The organism is Chryseobacterium rhizoplanae, from assembly GCF_900182655.1.
Classification (GTDB): Bacteria; Bacteroidota; Bacteroidia; order Flavobacteriales; family Weeksellaceae; genus Chryseobacterium; species Chryseobacterium rhizoplanae.
Genome location: NZ_FXTC01000008.1, coordinates 93941 through 114594, shown reverse-complemented (window position 1 = coordinate 114594; position 20654 = coordinate 93941). Strand labels below are relative to the sequence as shown.

Genomic DNA, 20654 nt, shown 5'->3' with positions numbered 1-20654 from the left:
CAGAGAACTCCCTCGGAAAGGAAGGGTTGGGATGAGGCTACTAAAGCATTTAAATAAATCATCAAATCATGAATACATTATCAGGTTACCGCATTTCACCACAACAAAGCCGTTTTTTAACGGTGTATAACCATACCGAAAAACTGAATTCACAATTGGCTTTTACATGCGATGAAAACATTGATACCGATAAATTAAAAAACGCAATTACCAGCTTTTTTGATAGTGATATTATTTTTAAAACCACCTATCATCAAATTACAGAACCGTCTAATGCTTTGCAAATACCCGGGAATAAAACTTTGATTGAATTTCTGGATCATCCGGAAGTAATTTCAAGTGATGAAGCTATTAGCGGACTATTGTCGGATGAAATTAATAGAGAGATTAATATATCCGAAGGACCTCTTATTTGGGTAAAGTTAGTAAGGCTGCAAATTAAGCAACTTTTAGTTAGTATTACGCTGCCCGCTATTACTGCCGATTTACGAACGTTAGAAATTATTGCAGAAAAGATTTTCAGATTCTATGAAAACGGTGCCGAAGTTAAGAAGGAGGAAGCACTAAGCTATTTACAGTTCGCAGAGTGGCAAAATCAACTTTTGGAAGAAGAGGAAACTCAGGAGAGCTTGAAGTATTGGCGCAACAAAAAAATAAGTGGTTTAAACCAATTTTTAACTTTTGATCAGGATATTGATTCAAAAAAAGAGTTTGTATCCGCTAGCCATGTATTGGATATTAAAAATAACTCTTTGGCTTTACTGAAGAAGAATTTCCCTGATTATTCATCCGAAGAAATTTTGTTTGCCTGCTGGAATTTGCTTTTATGGCGCCAGCTTGAAACTACCGATTTTATTTCGGGCTATGTACATTCTTTCAGGGAATATGAGGAATTACAATCTCTTTGCGGTTGTTGTTGTAGAACCCTGCCATTTCACTTGGAGTGGGACAAAACCTGGCTTTTTAAGGATGTGCTTAGGCAGACAAAACAGGAAATAGAAACCATAAGCAATAACAAAGAAGCTTTTGAACATCATGTTTTTTTCAAAGGCGAAACTAAACCTAATAAGTCCTACACCATCCCTTATAGTTTCGAATACGCTGAAACTAGTTCCACCGCCATCCTTAAATCACAACATTTTGCCGTAATCCAGGCAGTCTCATTTACTGAGAATATCAAACTCAAACTGGTTTGTAAGCAAGTAAACGAAACCATCTCCGTAGAGCTGCAATACAATGCAAATGCTTTTAGAAAGGAAACGGTTTTATTTCTGGCAGATGCATTTGAAAATATTTTAAACAAGTTTATCTCTGAGCCTGTTAAGCCCATACTTCAGGTGAGTTTGCTGAGTGATTTATATAAAACAAAACTCCTTAAAGAGTTCAATCAAACTTCTGAACCACAGCACTCTTTTGATACGGTATGTCAGCTTTTTGACCATGTAGTAACAACTTTCCCTGCTCATGTGGCGGTTGTTGCCAGAGAAAATCAGCTTAGTTATCAGCAGCTTGATCAAAAAGCAACCCAGTTGGGGCTGTATCTGAAAGAAGTTTACGGCATTAAGGCAGGAGACTTAGTGGGTGTGATGTTCGGTAAGAACGAAAACCTGATGATCGCTTTAATGGCAGTTATTAAATCGGGTGGTGGTTTTGTACCGATCGATCCGGCTAACCCGGAAGAACGCATCAATTTTATACTAAAAGACAGCGCCGTTACGATATTGTTAAGTGAAACGGCTTTTGAAGAACGAACAGCTTTACTTCAAATTCCGACTTTAGCTATTGATAGTATTTCTGAATTCATAACTACAAAAGCAACTTTACACCAAAGAACAGCCGAAGATATTTTATACGTCATCTACACTTCGGGTACAACGGGTAATCCAAAAGGAACAATTATTCAGGATAAAGCTTTATTGAATTATGTATCCTGGTTTACAGATTCGTTTAATATCAACGCAACAGATAGTTCTATTTTGCTGGGATCTTATGCATTCGATCTGGGATATACCAGTATCTGGGGAACGCTACTGAATGGTGGCTCGCTGCACCTGGTTGATGATGAAATGGTTAAGAATCCTGACTCACTGATTGATTACCTTACCGAAAATACAATCACCTTTATAAAAACTACTCCCTCGCTATTCCATACTCTAACGGCTTCTATACAGTGTAATAATTTGGCTAAAAGCAATTTACGTTTAATACTGTTAGGGGGAGAACCGATTCGTCCGAAAGATCTGGAGAAAATAATTGAGATAAAACCTGAAATAAACCTTGTTAATCACTATGGACCTACCGAATCAACAATTGGTACCATTGCTTATAAGATTGACAATACACAAATGGCTGAATATGCTATGTGTCCGGTTATCGGCAACCCAATTAGCAATAATTCAATTTATATAGTTGATGAACATGGTTCGTTGGTTGCTCCGGGAATAGATGGAGAAATCATGATTTCGGGTAAAGGTTTGGCTGCTGGATATTTAAAAAGGGAAGATCTCACATCCGAAAAATTTCTCGCTGATCCCTTTACACAAGGGCAAAAGATGTACAAAACTGGAGATATTGCAAGATGGATGCCTGACGGAACCATTCTGTTCAGGGGAAGAAGAGATGATCAGGTGAAAATACGTGGCTACCGGGTAGAATTGGAAGAAATTCAAAAGGTTATACAATCCCTTTCCGGTATTGATCATGTGTTAATCATACCACGACGATCAGAAGATTATGGATTGGAACTGGCTGCTTATTTTGTATCTCAAGATAAAATAGATACAGTAGAATTACGGATGGCTTTATTGGAAACTCTTCCGGATTATATGGTTCCTTCATATTTTGTTAGTTTGGATAAATTCCCTCTTACTGCGAACGGAAAAGTTGACAAAAAAGCCTTGCCAGATCCGACGCTACTGAAAACAGAAAGCAAACATACTGCCCCACGTACCAAACTGGAAAAAAGTTTGGCAGTGATTTGGGAAGAAATTTTAGAATATGAAAATATTGGTGTTTACGATGATTTTTTTACAATAGGAGGGCATAGCTTAAAAGCGATCAACCTGGTTACCCAGTTATCAAAAAAGCTGGATATTAAAATCAAGCTGCAGGATGTTTTCATTTATTCTACTATAGAAAAACTTGCCGCTTTTCTTCATGAAAATGGTGTGGTTAAATTTGCACCTATTCCGGTATTAGCCAGCCAGCCTTATTATGATCTTTCGCATTCGCAACGTCGCCTTTGGATCTTAGATCAATTAGAAAATGATCAGGTTGCTTACAATGTTCCAGCGGCGTGTATTATTGAAGGTAAACTTAATGCACAAGCATTTAGCAAAGCTTTTGTAAAGGTAACCGAGCGACATGAAAGTTTACGTACTACGTTTATCACGGTTAATGGGGAGCCTAAACAACAAATACATGCACCTGGCGAACTTTCTTTTGAGGTTAGAAATATCGATTTTCAAACTGCCCCGAACAAAAGAGAAAAAGCACAAAAATTTGTAGAAGCTGAGGCTGATACACCGTTCAATTTAGAAAAAGGTCCACTTTTACGGGCGCATTTACTACAACTGGAACCTGAGAAATACGTGTTTGTATTTAACATGCACCATATTATTTCTGATGGATGGTCGATTGGTGTACTCATTGAAGAAGTTTTAACACTTTACCATGCTTTTAGTCGCGATGAAGAAAACCCATTACCGGCATTAACCATTCAGTACAAAGATTTTGCGTCTTGGCAAAATCAGAAACTTCAGGATGAAGAAGTTAAGCAGGCACAAGCTTACTGGTGGGGAATATTTAAAGATGAAATTCCGATTTTAGAATTTCCGGGAGACTATTCTCGCCCTGCTATCCAAACCTACAATGGCGCTCAGGTGAACCTTTTATTAGACAGAACTTTTAGTGAAAGATTAGTTCAGTTTAGCAAGGAGCAATCTACTACATTGTTCATTACCCTGCTATCATCGATTAATGCACTGCTTTATCACTACACCGATCAGGAAGATATTGTGATTGGTACTCCAGTTGCAGGTCGGGAGCATCCAGATCTGGATAACCAAATCGGGTTTTATGTAAATACATTGCCGGTACGATCCCGTTTTAACGCTACAGAATCATTTGAAATGCTGGTGCGGGGTGTTAAGGAAAACATGCTGAAAGCACAAGAGCATCAGATATATCCGTTCGATCGATTGGTAGATGACCTGAATTTGGAAACGGACCTAAGCCGTTCTGCCTTGTTTGACGTGATGGTTTCACTTTCTAACCCAGATACAGCGGCTAAACAGTTCGAAAAATTTAAAGACATTCAGGTTTCAGAATTTACCATTCCATCTACCATTAGCAAGTTTGATCTTTCTTTCGATTTTCAGGAAATGAAAGACGGAATCAAGGTTAGTATTGAATACAACACCGATTTGTTCAAGCCTTCGCGGATGGAAAGAATGTTGAGACATTATCAAAAAATGCTAAGCGAAATTCTTCAAAACACTAAAGCTCCATTAAATGAGATTGATATTTTATCATCTGCAGAAGTAAAACAGCTTCTGGAAGATTTTAACGATACCATCACATCTTATGATACCGAGAAAACAATTGTAGATATGTTCTACGACCAGGTTGAAAAATACCCGGATACTATTGCGGTATCATTCGGAAGCAAATTAATAACGTATGCAGAGCTTAACGAACAGTCAAATCGGCTGGCTCATTATCTAAGTGCTCAGCTTTTATTATCTCCCGATTTACGGATAGGATTATTGATGAACCGTTCCGAAAAAATGTTGGTTAGTGTTTTAGCGGTGCTAAAAATGGGAGCGGCATATGTGCCTATTGATACGGAATACCCGCTAGATCGTATTGAATATTTAATACAAGAAAGTGGTGCTCATATTTTGATAACTGATTCTGCAGAAACGGTTAGTAATTTATCAGTTTCTGTAAAAGTGATTGATCTGTATGCGGTTCAGAATGAAGTAGCCGATTGTATAAGTGGTAATTTAACCAATCAAATCCATCCGGATAATCCAGCATATATCATCTTTACTTCTGGTTCTACCGGAAACCCGAAAGGTGTTATAGTGAATCATCGTAACCTGAGCAATATTGCTAATTCTTGGCGTGATGGATATAAATTGCATGAGTTTAGCCCTAATTTATTGCAGCTGGCAAGTATTTCCTTCGATGTTTTTATAGGAGATTTTTGTCGTTGTTTATTAAATGGTGGGAAAATGGTGATCTGTCCCGGCGATTTCAGAGGTGATCCGATTGCGTTATATGAAATAATCCACGAGCATCAAATCAATATCCTGGAAACAACGCCAGGCATTATACTTCCTTTAATGCGCTATATTCAGGAAAATAATCTGGATATATCTTTCATGAAGCTCCTGATTTTGGGTTCTGATACCTGTTTAATTGAAGACTTTAAATGGTTACTGAATTCTTTCAGTGGCCATATGCGGATCATCAATAGTTATGGTACTACAGAAACCACTATTGATTCTTCTTACTTCGAATCATCTTTAGGGTTGCTGCCAAAAGAAGGTAATGTTCCTATTGGAAAACCTATGCACAATACCAGTTATTTCATCCTAAATAACAATAAGAAACTTGTCCCGGTAGGCGTAATTGGTGAGTTGTACATTGGCGGAGCGGGAGTTTCAAACGGTTATTTGAATAGGAATGAACTAAATGAAGAGCGTTTTATTAAATTGCCGGAAGTTATTCATTCTCAAAAAGTTTATAAAACCGGTGACAGAGCCTGCTGGCTGCCCGATGGGAATGTTGCATTTTATGGACGTAATGATAACCAGATTAAAATTAGGGGATATCGTATTGAATTAGGTGAAATTGAAAATATTTTGCTACAGCATCCAGCAATAAAATCGGTTGCTGTGCTGGCAAAACCAGATCAGGATGGACATAACCGCTTAATTGCTTATTGCTCACTTAATAATGTAGAAGCTATTGCCAACATAAAGGAAAGCATTAAAAAGAGGCTCCCTGAATACATGTTGCCTTCATTTTTTCTAATTTTAGACGAACTGCCGCTTACTCCTAACGGTAAAATAAATCATAAAGCTTTACCAAATCCGGATATTAATGATTTGAGAAATCAGAAAGGATTCAGTGCTCCGGTAACTGAAACGCAGAAAAAACTGGCCACCATCTGGGAACGGATTTTAAAAATAGAGACTATTGGAAAAGATGACCATTTCTTTGAAATGGGTGGACATTCGTTAAAAGCTACCCAGGTAATTACACAAGTTCACAAAGAGTTTGGTATATCGATACAACTACGAGATCTTTTTATGAATCCGGTTTTATTTGATTTAGCATATGTAATTGATGCTAAAGAGAAAACAGTTTATGAAAAAATAGAACAGATTGCTGATGCAGATTATTATCCTTTATCGGTGGCACAAAACCGTTTGTGGATCCAAGATCAGATGCAGGAAGGTTTAGCGGCTTATAATATTACCGATGCTTTTGAAATGGATGGGAGATTATCCTTGCCTAATTTCGAAAAAGCATACAAAGAGGTAATTAACCGCCATGAAAGTCTCCGGACCACTTTTATAGTACATCAGGGTGAGCCCCGTCAAATTATTCATGATGTTGATAGTAAGGAGTTTAGTATCACCTATAAGGATTTAAGAGATAAGCATGCCTCTACAGAATTAGTTCAACTAATGGTTGATGAAGAATCAACCGCCATTTTCGATCTGGAGAAGGGACCGCTTATTAAAGCTAGTTTATTACGGCTTACTGATGAAAATCAAGTGTTTGTGCTAACCATGCACCATATTGTTTCAGATGGATGGTCGTCAAATGTGTTTCTGACAGAACTGATGAAACTCTATCATGCTGGCATCAATGGGTTGCAAAATCCGTTACCTGCTTTAACTATGCAGTATAAAGATTATGCAGTTTGGCACCGCAACTTGTTAAGCGGCATCAATTTGAAAACCCTAAAAAATTATTGGTGCAATCAGTTTGCAGGTGAAATCCAAATATTAAATTTATTGACGGATAATCCTCGACCTGAAGTTAAAACCTATAACGGAAGCACTACAGCTATTGATTTTGGTGAAGCGTTAAGCGAGCAACTTCAATCTTTTTCAAAACAGCATAGTTTGAGTATATACATGACTTTGTTAGGGGTGATTAAAGTTCTGTTGCATAAGTATACCGGTCAGGAAGATATTATTATCGGTTCACCAATATCAGGACGTGTGCATAGTGATTTAGATGCTCAAATCGGTTTTTATGTGAATAGCCTGGCGTTGAGATCAAATCTTGACCCGAACCAGTCTATTGCAGATTATTTCCAATCCATAAAGAAAACAGTTCTTGATGCTGAGATCCATCAACTTTATCCATTTGAAAGTTTGGTAGAAGATCTTAAGCTTGAATATATGCCAAATCGTTCACCAATTACTGATGTTTGGATGCAATTGTATAATCAGGAAGTGGAAGCAAATTCAGAGGTACTTGGAGGATTGAAGGTAAAAGAGTTTCAGATTAATCATGCTTTTAGTAAAAATGATCTCACTTTCAACTTCGTTAATAATGCCGGATTAATCAGTTTGATTACTAATTATAATACAGACCTATTTGAAATAGACACCATTTCAAAAATGCAGGATGATTTGATTGTGCTGACCGATAAACTAATACAAAATACTGGATTGAAACTTTCAGAAATTGAATTAGTAGCAAAGAATGAAAGTACTGCCTTTATGGAGGCCATGTTTAATCTTTAATAAGTATTACAAAACCAGTTAAACCATTTTTGATGATAAGTAAAAAGCGCGTAGGAATTATTGGTGGTATGGGTACACAAGCCGGTGCTAATCTGTTCCAAAAGTTAATTGATCTTTCTCCTGCCAACAATGATCAGGGGTTTATGGAAGTATTTCTCCACAGCAACTCACAAATTCCGGACCGCACCAGGGCAATTGTTTATGGCGAAGAATCTCCATTAAAGGAAATGATCCGTTCTATTGATCTGATGAATAAATCCGGTGTAGAACTGTTGCTATTGGCATGCAATACCATTTATCATTATTATGATGAGTTTGTAACATATGCTGATGCCATAGTTTTAAACCCAATCCATTTATTAAGAGAGTACGTTGTTGAAAAAGGATTTAAAAAAATTGGAATACTGGGAACCACCGGAACCATGGCTGCTAATATGTTTGACAATGAATTAAGGCAATATGACAAGGAGATTATTAAACTTGACTCCTGGGAACAGGAAAACCTATTTATGGAATCCGTTTACGGGAAAAACGGTCTGAAATCATCAACTATTTCTCAGGAAACGATTGATAAAATGCACAATGCGGTCAGATTGCTGATTGACCGTGGTGCCGAAATAATTGTGGGCGGGTGCTCAGAGATATCCATTGCTGTTCAGCAGAGTGATATACCTATTCCTTACATAGATACCATGGATTTGATGGCGCAGAAGGCAATAGAGGAATGTTATTATAAAGAGAAAGTATTGAATTATAACCAATAACCATTTTAAGTAAAATGATTCATATTGAATTTGGAAAGAAAGTGCAGCAAGCACCGCTGAAAATTGCAATAGAAGAAGCAAAACGAGCGATTACGTATCACGATTTAAATAAACAAAGTATCATATTGGCGTCTATTTTAAAGAAGTTGGGGGTAAAGAAAGATACGATTGTTGGTGTTGTGTTGCCTTCAGGCATTAATTTAGTTACCTCAATTCTTGCTGTTTTCCGTGCAGGAGCTATTTACTTGCCGGTTGATATTGAATTTGCACCAAAACGCCTTGCTGATATTTTTGAACAGTCTCCCTGCGAAATTATCATTAGCTGTATCGATTTAGATGAAGATATAATTTCTTTAGTCAAAAATTTTAGTCCAGAAACGCAGCACATTATTTTATTAGGGGAAGATGAACCTCTTGTTCTGCAAGCCTCAGATCTAGAATTTAAACGAGCTGGATCTCTGGTAAATTTGCAAATTGCTCCGGATGAAGTGCTTCAACCCGACGATGCCAACTATATATTTTATACATCCGGCTCAACCGGAAAGCCCAAACCTATTCTAGGCTGTCATAAAAGTTTAAGTCATTTTATTACGTGGGAAATTGATGAATTTAAATTAAATGAACAGATAAAGGTGAGTCAGTTAACGCAATTTACGTTTGACGCCTCGCTTCGGGATATTTTTGTTCCGCTTTGTGCAGGAGGTACTTTATGCATTCCACCAGCGGATGTGAAATTTAACTTCACCAGGCTGATACAGTGGATAGAACAGTCGGAGATTACATTGATCCATACAGTTCCATCTTTATTCAGACTGATTACAAAAGAATTGCAGCAGTCTGAAACAAAGGAGCATTTTAAAAGCCTTCAATATTTCCTGCTAGCTGGTGAGCCTTTATTCGCTAAAGATATAATGAACTGGAGAAAACAGGTTGGTGAACATACAGAAGTTGTGAATTTATATGGTCCGTCTGAAACAACGATGGTTAAAACCTTTCACCGTATAAAAGAAGTTCCGCTATCTCCATCAGAAGGTATTCATGCCGGTAAACCCATCGCCAATACGTTTATTGCTATTTTAAACAATAATAAACAACTCTGTAACATCGGCGAAAAAGGTGAGATTTACATATGCACTCCTTATAAAACTAAAGGCTATTATCGTAATGATGACTTAACAAACCAGGTTTTTATTCAGAACCCTTTGGTAACTGATTTTAAAGATATTGTTTATAAAACTGGTGATTTTGGACGGTATTTGAAAGACAGGAGCATCGAAATTTTAGGGCGGATAGATGATCAGATCAAAATAAACGGGATTCGTATAGAGCCCGAAGAAATCAGAAAGTCTATTCTGGATACATGGGGTGTAGAAGAAGCTTATGTAACAGGTTATAAAAATAATGATAACCTCCACGAAATGGTTTGTTACTACACCGGACTTGAAAAAGACGATGCTACATTCAGAAAGGAACTGGTATCAGAACTCAATGAAAATATGATTCCGTCTTATTTCATCAGACTAGAGGCGTTTCCTTTAAATAGCAATGGTAAAATCAACAAAAAAGAATTACCTAAACCCGAAGACTTTTTAGTAAACGAAACCGATTATGAAGCTGTTATAAACGAAACCGAGCAAACCTTAGAAGAAATTTGGAAAGAGGTGTTGGATGTAAAGCGAATCGGCAGAAAAGTATCTTTCTTTAATTTAGGCGGAACATCCATAAAAGCTACTCAAATTGTAACCCGAGTTTTTAAAGCATTTAATACGCAAATAAGTATAAGGGCTATTTTTAGTTATCAAAGTATTGCCGAACTGGCTGCATTTATCGATAAATCAACTAAAGAAGACACCACAGAAATTAAGGCAATTCCAGAAGCTGAATTTTATCCGGTTTCCCAAGGTCAGAAACGATTATGGATTTTAACCCAGCTGGAAAGTGATACAGCGGTTTATAATATGTCGAGTGTGTTTATCCTTACGGGGACATTAAATATCGAGGCATTGCAAAATGCTTTCAATAAGGTAATTGAACGGCATGAAATTTTGCGCACTACGTTTATCATCCAGAATGATGAAATAAAACAGTGTGTACATCCTGCAAAAGAGATTAATTTCAACTTGCCGTATCTGGATTTAAGAAATGATGCAAATGGAGAATCAAAAGCATTAGAGATTTCTGCTACCATAGCTTTATCATATTTTGATTTTGAACGTGGACCTTTATTAAAAGCAAACATCATCAGGGTAAGTGAAAATCAATATATGCTGCCTTTTACTATGCACCATATTATTTCGGATGGCTGGTCCATGGAAATTCTGATTAAAGAACTGTTGCTCATATATCAATCTATTGTAAATGAAACTTCATTAAATCTTCCGGGATTAAAAATCCAGTATAAAGATTATGCTACTTGGCAAACTGAGCAATTACAGGGTATAAAACTGGAGCAGCACAAAACATATTGGCTAGATAAATTAGGGGGATCATTACCCATATTGGAGCTGCCTTATGAAGGGAACCGTCCTGTTCTAAAAACTTTTAATGGTGCAAGCAGTACATATACATTTGATAAGGATTTAATTAAAGATTTTAAAACCCTGTGCCAGCAAAATGGCAGCAGTTTGCACATGGGTCTGTTAGCAGTAATGTATGCGTTGTTTTACAGATACAGCGGACAAACAGATCTTATTTTAGGTTCTCCGTCAGCCGGGCGTATTCATCAGGATTTGGAAGACCAGATTGGTTTTTATGTAAACCTGCTTCCTTTACGTACCGTATTTGAGCCCACAGATTCTTTTATTGCCCTTTTGGCAAAAGTAAAAGATACCACGCTAGGCGCTTATGAACATCAAATTTATCCATTTGACAGGTTGGTGGAAGATCTGCAACTTGCTCGTGAAATGAGCCGTTCACCCTTGTTTGATGTGGCTGTAATTCTTCACAATACATCGATCAAAGAAGAACAGCTGGATAAATTTGCTGGACTTTCTGTTGAACGGCTGGAACCTGAAACCACATTGAGTAAATACGATATGCAGGCTAATTTTTACGAGGAGGGAGATGTTTTAACGCTTAATTTGGAGTACAATACCGATCTTTTTAGCAGTGATCGCACCACACGGATGATTCAGCACATGAATCAATTCATGCAAAGTGTAACCGCTAATGCAGAAGAAAGTATCAATATGGCGAATATTCTTACCAGCGAAGAAAGGCATGCACTTGTGTACGATTGGAACAATACAATAACACCTTATTCACAGGAAAAAACTATTCATCAATTATTTGAAGAACAGGTTCAGCTAAATCCTAACGGGATTGCTGCCGAACAAAACGAAACACATCTAACTTACCGGGAGCTGAATGAACAAGCTAATCAGCTTGCCAGGCATTTGTTGGAAAAAGGATTGCAAAATGGTGATAATGTGGGTATCATGACCGACCGCAACCTAAACATGCTTGTTGGGATGCTCGGTATTCTGAAAGCCGGTGGTGCCTATGTGCCAATTGATCCGGTTTACCCAATAGACAGACAGCTCTATATCTGTGAAAACTCTGCAATTACATTATTTGTTGCCGATCATCATTATCCGGTTATCAATAAATTGCCTAAGAAAGTGCCGTTTATTGTGATTTCCGCAGTTATTCTTGCGTCTTATTCGAACTATAATTTAGATTTTACAACAAAATCCAGTCAGGATCTTGCCTATACCATTTATACTTCCGGATCTACCGGCAGACCAAAAGGTGTTATGATAGCGCATCATTCGGCAGTCAACCTTATTGAATGGGTTAACAAAACATATAAAGTTGATAAGAAAGACCGCTTGCTGTTCATCACTTCCATGTGCTTTGACCTCTCGGTTTATGATATTTTCGGAATGCTGGCTGCTGGCGGTACGGTAGTTATAGCAACGCAGGAAGAAGTAAGAGATGTTGCCCGACTTAAAAGGTTGATGATGGATAAAGAAATTACCTTCTGGGATTCTGTACCCACTTCCATGAACCATCTTATTGCCGGATTAGAAGATGACGACAGCAGTTATATCCAAAATTCGCTTCGGGTGGTGTTTATGAGCGGCGACTGGATTCCGGTGGATTTGCCAGGACGAATAAAAAAACATTTCCCACTAACGGAGGTAATTAGTTTGGGGGGGGCAACCGAAGGTACCGTATGGTCAAACTTTTATCCTGTTAAAGAAGTAAAAGAAGGCTGGACGAGCATCCCATATGGAAAACCTTTGGACAATAACTTTTTCTACATTCTGGATGAATGGTTAAACCCTGTGCCGCAAGGTATTCCCGGTGAGCTGTTTATTGGCGGCGTTGGTGTTGCCCGGGGCTATGCAAACGATCCGGAAAAAACCGCTTATTCGTATATAAATGACCCTTTTAACCAATTGTTAGGGGGCATGATGTATCGTACCGGTGATTTAGGACGCATGTTACCGGATTGGAATATGGAGTTTTTGGGAAGGAAAGATCATCAGATAAAGATCAGGGGATTCCGTGTTGAAATTGGCGAAGTAAATACTGCGCTGGTACGAAATGAATTAATCAAAGAAGCAATTGTAGTTTCCAAAGGTGAAAAGAATAACAAATTTTTAGTTGCCTATTTCACTAGTACGGTGGAACTGAAAGCAGAGGACTTACGGATTTTCTTGTTAGAGTCTCTTCCAGATTACATGATTCCATCTCATTTAATCCAGCTGGAAAAACTGCCGTTAAATGCCAATGGTAAAGTAGATCATAAAGCACTTCCTGATCCTAAAGATTTAAATTTTGTAAAAGGAAGAACGTTTAAAGCTCCGGTAACGCAAACAGAAATCAGGCTGTTTGAAATTTGGAAGCAGGTTTTAAATATTGAGCAGATAAGTATTACCGATGTTTTTTTTGCAATTGGAGGACATTCGCTGAATGCAACCCGGTTATTAGGTAGAATACATAAAGAATTTGGAGTACGCATGGAGCTTAGAAACATGTTTATTTATCCAACTATTGAAACAATGGCACCAATCATTGAGAGCTCATTAGAAAAAACTTTTCAAGAGATTACACAGGTAAAAAGCCAAGAATATTATGAATTATCCCATGCGCAACAGCGGCTTTGGCTGGTAAACCAAGCGGATAAAAATGATCTCGCTTACAACATTTCGACAGCTTATGAAATAAACGGAGATCTGGATATAGATGCCTTCGAAAAATCGTTCATGACACTAATTGAACGACATGAAGTTTTACGGACCACGTTCGTTTTATTCGAAGGACAACCTCGTCAGCGTATTTCTGAACCTGGTATGACTGGTTTTAAAGTTGAGCAATTTGACATCAGTTTATTACCGAATGTAGAAGAGGAAGCGCAAAAACTGGCAGAAGTCGAAATGCCTTTCGATTTGGAAGAAGGTCCGTTGTTAAGAGTGAAAGTCATAAAGCTGGATGCAGCAAAATATTTGTTCCTGTTTTCCATGCATCATATCATTTCTGATGCGTGGTCCATGGGTGTTATCATCAATGAAGTAACGCAGCTTTACAGTGCATACAGTAAGAACGAGCCAATTTTATTGCCGCAGCTTGCAGTTCAGTACAAAGACTATGTATACTGGCATAAAAACAGGCTTGATGAACAGCATATAGAAATCCACAAAAACTATTGGAAAGATCAGTTTAAAGGAACACTGCCTGTGCTAAGCCTGGAAACAGATTTCGAACGTCCGATTGTAAAAACGTATAACGGCAGTGTTCATTTTCACACTATTCCCGATCAGATTTTTTCTAAGATTCGTGAGCTGGCTGATAGGAAAGGAATATCATCTTTTATGGTTTTAACAGCTATAGTAAAAACACTTTTGTATCGTTATACCGGGCAGGAAGATATTATCATTGGGACACCAATTTCTGGTCGTGATCATTATTTGCTGGAGAACCAGATAGGTTTTTATGTCAATACACTCGCATTACGAACAGTTTTTAATGGCAATGGAACTTTTAATGAACTTCTTGAAGATGTTAAAAATACTATCCTTGGTGCCTTTGAGCATCAGTTTTATCCATATGATGAATTGGTAGCTATGCTACAGTTAGAAAGAAACAAAAGTCGCAGTCCATTATTCGATGTTGGTATTGAATATCAAAACATGGTAATAGAAGCTGAAGTTAAAGAGCTTAACGGAATCACGCTTCAGTTATTTAAAACAGAGAATAAGATCAGCAAATTCGATCTTTCTTTCCGGTTTTTCGAAAATGATGGGCAATTAACTCTAGGTCTGGTTTACAACACTGATATGTTCGTTACAGAAAGCATTCAATTGCTTTGTGACCGGCTAATGATAGTGCTTACAAGTGTTATGGAAAACCCAGATGTAAGAATTGAAGATATTCGATTATCTGGCACTGAACACACCAGTTTAATGACTACAAATGTGATCAGCGAGTCTTTCAATTTCAATTTTTAAACAGAGTATGAAGATAGATAGAACACAGTTTACAGATAGCAGTTATCAAACTTATTATGAATTCTGGAAGCAGTTTTTAGTGGATGATGGTGAGGTGCAGACTTTTAATTTCAGCCAGAAAAATAACAGCACTCTTAATCAAAAGACCGAGATAGATGTCCACTCATTTGAATTAAGTGATGCAGCGGTAAATCAGTTAACTGAATTGGTAAAAGAAAGCGATTCGGGAATTTTTGTAGTGCTAACCACAGTTTTCGGCCTGATGCTGCAAAGATATACCCATCAGAGCCGAGTGGTTATTCATACGCCATTGTTTAAAAGTCATGGTGTTCAAGAAAAATATGAAAATTACACGCCGCTGGTATTACATCCCAGACAAACACATACCCTGAAAGAATTTATAATTGAAGTAAAAGGAATTGTTGCGGAAGCATATCGATATCAAAACTTTCCACGAGTGTTGTTGGGTAAAAACCAGGCAGAAATGTTTCAATCTAATATTCTGATGAGTTTTGATAACATTCACCAGACCCCGCCGGCAACTGCGTCTGAATATGATTTGCACCTAAACATTGAAAGAACAGCTTTCGGAATACAATTATCAGTCTTTTTTAATCCCGTACATTTTGAGAAAGGGTTTATCCAGCGGATAAAAATGCATTTCGATAAGATGATAGGGTACTTTTCAAATCTGAATTTCTTGGTGAGTGAAATAGATATTTTACCTACTGAAGAACGTCAGCAGCTCATATTTGATTTAAATAACTCGTCTGTCAATCTTGAGAGTGTAAACACAGTGCCTGACAATTTTGAGCGGATAGCTTCATACTATCCGGATAAAGTTGCGGTTGATTTCGGTGAAATTAAATTGACCTATGATTTACTTAATCAGGAAGCAAATAAGCTGGCAAAACAGATCAGAGATACTTATCAAATTAAACCGAACCAGACGGTTGGTATTTTACTTCCACGTTCCGAGAAGATGATTATTGCACTTATTGCCATCTTAAAGTCGGGTGCGGCTTTTTTGCCAATTGATGTTAATTATCCCGTCGACCGTATTAAGTATTTACTGGAAGATTGCCGAACTACTTTACTATTAACAGATTTATCTGTAAATACAGAGGCTTTAACAGATTACTCTGGTGAGTTTATATATGTGGATCAGCTATCAGAGGAAGAAAATGCAGAGAATTCTCCTCCAATTAATAAACAAACAGACCTGGCTTACATCATTTATACTTCCGGATCAACCGGGAAGCCAAAAGGAGTGGAGTTACAGCATGATAATTTTATCCACTACATTGAGTGGGCAAATGATTATTATTTCTCTGGACAAAAAGAAATACACTTCCCCCTGTTCACTTCTCTGTCTTTCGATCTTACCATAACCTGCATTTTTACCACTTTGCTTCGTGGTGATACGCTTTTTGTATATCGTGACAGCATGGAGGTGGCAGCTATTCTTGAGGATATATTTGACCCTAAAACACCTATCAATGCAGTTAAACTAACCCCCTCACATATCAGTCTGGTAAGTCATCTTAACTTACAAAAAACCAATATTACTCACCTGATTACTGGAGGAGAGGCCTTAACCTCCAAGCAGGTGAAATGCCTGCAAAAACTTAATCCATCTATTAAGATTTATAATGAATATGGTCCTACTGAAGCTACTGTTGGCTGCATGGTAAAGGAGGTGCGTAATGGGGAAGATATTACGATAGGCAAACCGATTATTAATACTCAAATCTACTTGATGGATAAGCACGAAAACCTTGTTCCATTGGGAATAAAAGGTGAGTTAGTAGTTGGAGGTGCGGGTATTTCCAGGGGATATTTTAATAAACCAGAACTTACTGCCGAGAAGTTTATTGCCAACCCTTTTTCATCAAAAAGTTATAAAATTTATAAAACAGGTGATGTGGGGAGATGGTTGCCAAATGGCGAACTTGAATATTTGGGGCGTATTGATAATCAGGTTAAAATCCGGGGAAATCGTATTGAATTAACTGAAATTGAATGTGTTTTAATTAGTCATCCCCAGATTAAGGAAGTATCAATTACGGTTAAAGAAGACGCCGGATCAAAAACCTTGGTAGCCTATTTTACATCATCTAGCAGTTTAAAGGGAGAAACGTTGCGGGAGTTTTTAACTGTCCAGTTGCCTGATTATATGGTGCCCTCGTACTTTATTCAACTGGAGATGCTGCCTTTAACAACTAACGGCAAGGTAAACAAGAAGGCATTACCGGATCCTGATAAAGCAGTTCTAACTTCGGGATGCAAAGCACCTTCAAATTACAAAGAAGAAATAATCCAGAAAGTATGGACACAGGTTTTGGGTAGGGATAAAATTAGTGTAGATGCGAATTTTTTTGTAATTGGTGGCGACTCTATTAAAGCCGTACAGATTTCATCCTTATTATATCAGAAAAGCCTGCAGATTAGCGTATCAGATTTATTGACAAATCCAACAATTGAAAGCCTGGCAATATATGCAAAAGATATTTATGAATTTGCTCCACAAGGTTTTGTTAACGGAAAATTTCCGTTAACCCCCATACAGCATGATTTTTTTAAATCACCGCGAAAGTTTCGGGAACACTTCAACTTTGCTTTATTGTTTAAATTGGATTCGGGAACCGAAGAAATTGCAATCAAATCCATTTTTAAGAAAATTCAGGATCATCATGATGCGTTAAGAATAACATTCGATTTATCCGGTTCAGAAGTTACTCAAATAAATCATGGAACCGATTATGGATTTTCTCTGGAAGTGGTTGATTTACGGGAAGCATTAGATGAAAAGGAAGCATTAGAAAATCATGCCGAGACTGTTCAATCCAGTTTTCAATTGGAAACCGGACCTTTAATGAAATTGGTATTATATCGTTTTTCGGATAGTGATCGGCTGTTAATTGTGATACACCATCTGGTAATGGATGTTGTTTCCTGGCGAATAATTTTTGAAGATATAACGACTTTATTTCAGCAACATCAGATGGGTGAGGCATTGCAATTGCCACTTAAGACAGATTCATTTAAAGACTGGGCTTTGCAATTGCAGAAGTACGCTCTGCATCCCGACTTTCTAAATTCAGAGGTACCTTACTGGAATCGGATTGCAAGAGAACCTAAACAGATTATTCCCACAGATTTTGAATCCGAAGTATCCCTGCTTGAGGATTCAGAGAAATTTATATTCACTCTGGAAGAAGAGTATACCAAACGTATTTTATTTGACCTCAGTGAGCAATTTAATACCGAAATAAATGATGTTTTATTAACAGCGTTGGGCTTGGCTGTAAAGCAGGTATTCAGTGTCAATACACTGTTACTGGATATGGAAGGTCATGGTCGTGAAGAGATCACTAAGCTTAACATCACCAGAACGGTTGGTTATTTCACTTCTACTTATCCAGTTTTTATAGATAGTTCATTTTATGACAACCTTGAAAATCAATTGTTGGTTGTAAAAGCGATGTTAAATAAAGTGCCATTTAAAGGTATCGGATATGGACTCTTAAAGCATTTAGCCCCTGCACAATATACCTCCGAAATAGAAGTGAGTCCGCAAATCTGCTTCAATTATTTTGGTCAGTTTGATAGAGATATTGATCAGCTAGCTATCCCGATGGCAAACGAACCAACTGGGCACACACAAAATATTAAAGAATTCAGGCATGGTTATAATTTTTATATAACCGGCTATATAGAAAATAATGAACTTATTGTGCGTATTGATTTTAGCAATAAACAATACAGAAAAACAACGGTTGAGAAACTAGCATATGCTTTTAAAAGCTGTTTAATGAAAATTGCGGGCTTAACAACCCATAAAGAATTAATAGGATGAAGTATTTAAATAAACCTTTGTCCTTCCAAATGCCATGATGGAATCTTATCAGACTTGTAAATGAAGTACTCCTCACTAAAAACATACATTAATAAAATCAAGCATGTTTATTTTAAAAATCTTTCAAAACCGATCCAAACTGTTTTATCTTGCACTGCTCTTACTGGGCATCATTAACAGTTTAACATCGACCGTGTTACTGATGTTTATTCAAAGTGCACTACAGCAAAAACCTTTTCCTATTTTGCCGGGTTACGGCTGGGCGACCTTTACCGGTTCTCTGGTGATCGCCATAGTTTCAACAAAAATATTTCAAACCTATATCGTAAAACTCACACAGGAGATTTTGTACGACTATGAATTAAATGTCCTTGAAAAATTACGTTTTACATCTTATTTCGATTTTCAAAACCTTGGTTCACAGCGTATTTATACTGCTATTAATGATGTAAGAGTATTGGCGATGGTACCTGAAGTATTGGTGGTTATGATTAACTCGTCTATTCTAGTTTTTTGTGCCTTAGGTTATATGTTTTGGATTTCTCCTGTCGGAGGGGCCAGCATGCTTTCCTTGATGATCTGTTTACTGGTATTTTATATGTTCCGCAATAACGTGATTAAAAATAATCTAAATAAAGTACGGGATCTCCAGGATACTTACCATAAATATTTACTGGATTTATTGAATGGTTTTAAAGAGGTAAAAATGAGCATCAGCCGGAATGAAAATCTATTTAACAAATACTTAAAAGCAAACCGAGTAGAGGCACGGGCAATAGGTCAAAAGACCGCAATACGTTATTTGGATAATGAACTGATCGGCAGATATAGCTGGTATATTGCTTTAGGAGTGGTTTTGTTTGTATTGCCAACATTGTTAAATATGAACGCTATGGAATATTCGCCTTTCATCATTGTTGTGCTTTTTTTAATGGGTCCATTGTCGTTGTTGGTAGGAATACTATCTCACTTAAATAATATCAAAGTGGCCATTACCCGCATCGAAAAAGTAGAAGCAGATATCAATGTAAAATCAAATTCGGTTCTTGGTCATGGTGATTTAACAGAAATAAATAAAAACTTTGATGAGCTGATATTCGATGAGGTTACCTACAAATATTTCGATGAATTGAAGAAAAGTACCTTCATCGTTGGTCCAATAAATCTAACCATTAAAAAAGGTGAAGTAATTTTTATAACTGGAGGAAATGGGAGTGGCAAAAGTACGTTTATCAACCTTTTAACAGGTTTATATAAAGTTACAAGCGGTGCAATTTACTTAAATGGCACTCACATTACACCGCAGCTTCAAGCCAATTATCGTAATCAGTTTGCTGCCATTTTTACAAATAATTATTTGTTCGAAGAGAATTACAACGATTTTGAGCTGCATACGGGAAATGAAGATCTAATGGCATATACCGAAATAATGCGATTGAAAGGTATCCTGAAAATTGATGATCTGGGTAAGAAAATTAGTAACGGTTTATCAAAAGGGCAGAGCAAGCGTTTAGCCTTAATTTACGCCCTAATGGAGCAGCGACAAATATTTGTTCTGGATGAATGGGCTGCAGAGCAGGATCCTATATTCAGAGCTTATTTCTACGAGAAAATTCTTGTTGACCTTAAGAATATGGGCAAAACGGTGATAGCTGTCACGCATGATGATCATTATTTTCAGCATTGTGACCGGATACTGAAATTTGATTATGGGAAAATTATTGAAGATAAAGCTGTACTAAAAAGAAGAGAATTTTTAGCACACTAGAGTTTTGCCTAAACTAAGTTAATAATTACAGAA

General features: G+C 37.2%; 5 protein-coding genes. All 5 read left to right on the top strand.

Going from position 1 to position 20654, the window contains the following annotated elements; genetic code table 11:
• Positions 1–68: 68 nt before the first annotated feature.
• Positions 69–7775: an amino acid adenylation domain-containing protein gene (locus FN817_RS17135; RefSeq protein WP_142719006.1), complete on the top strand. Its 7707-nt coding sequence runs from the start codon at positions 69–71 to the stop codon at positions 7773–7775.
• 32 nt (positions 7776–7807) lie between these two features.
• A complete protein-coding gene (locus tag FN817_RS17130) occupies positions 7808–8539 on the top strand; it encodes an aspartate/glutamate racemase family protein (RefSeq protein WP_142719005.1) in 732 nt (243 codons plus the stop codon).
• 14 nt (positions 8540–8553) lie between these two features.
• Positions 8554–14994, top strand: a complete 6441-nt coding sequence (locus FN817_RS17125; RefSeq protein ID WP_142719004.1) for an amino acid adenylation domain-containing protein — start codon at positions 8554–8556, stop codon at positions 14992–14994.
• 7 nt (positions 14995–15001) lie between these two features.
• Positions 15002–18853, top strand: coding sequence for a non-ribosomal peptide synthetase (locus FN817_RS17120; protein WP_142719003.1), 3852 nt, complete (start codon positions 15002–15004; stop codon positions 18851–18853).
• 103 nt (positions 18854–18956) lie between these two features.
• Positions 18957–20621 carry a cyclic peptide export ABC transporter gene (locus FN817_RS17115; RefSeq protein WP_142719002.1) on the top strand — a complete coding sequence of 555 codons (1665 nt, stop codon included), beginning with the start codon at positions 18957–18959 and terminating at the stop codon, positions 20619–20621.
• Positions 20622–20654: the final 33 nt, after the last annotated feature.

What these genes read in the sequence shown, in the direction of transcription:
- FN817_RS17135 (WP_142719006.1), top strand. Translation starts at nt 69, where the DNA reads ATGAATACATTATCAGGTTACCGCATTTCACCACAACAAAGCCGTTTT.
- FN817_RS17130 (WP_142719005.1), top strand. Translation starts at nt 7,808, where the DNA reads ATGATAAGTAAAAAGCGCGTAGGAATTATTGGTGGTATGGGTACACAA.
- FN817_RS17125 (WP_142719004.1), top strand. Translation starts at nt 8,554, where the DNA reads ATGATTCATATTGAATTTGGAAAGAAAGTGCAGCAAGCACCGCTGAAA.
- FN817_RS17120 (WP_142719003.1), top strand. Translation starts at nt 15,002, where the DNA reads ATGAAGATAGATAGAACACAGTTTACAGATAGCAGTTATCAAACTTAT.
- FN817_RS17115 (WP_142719002.1), top strand. Translation starts at nt 18,957, where the DNA reads ATGTTTATTTTAAAAATCTTTCAAAACCGATCCAAACTGTTTTATCTT.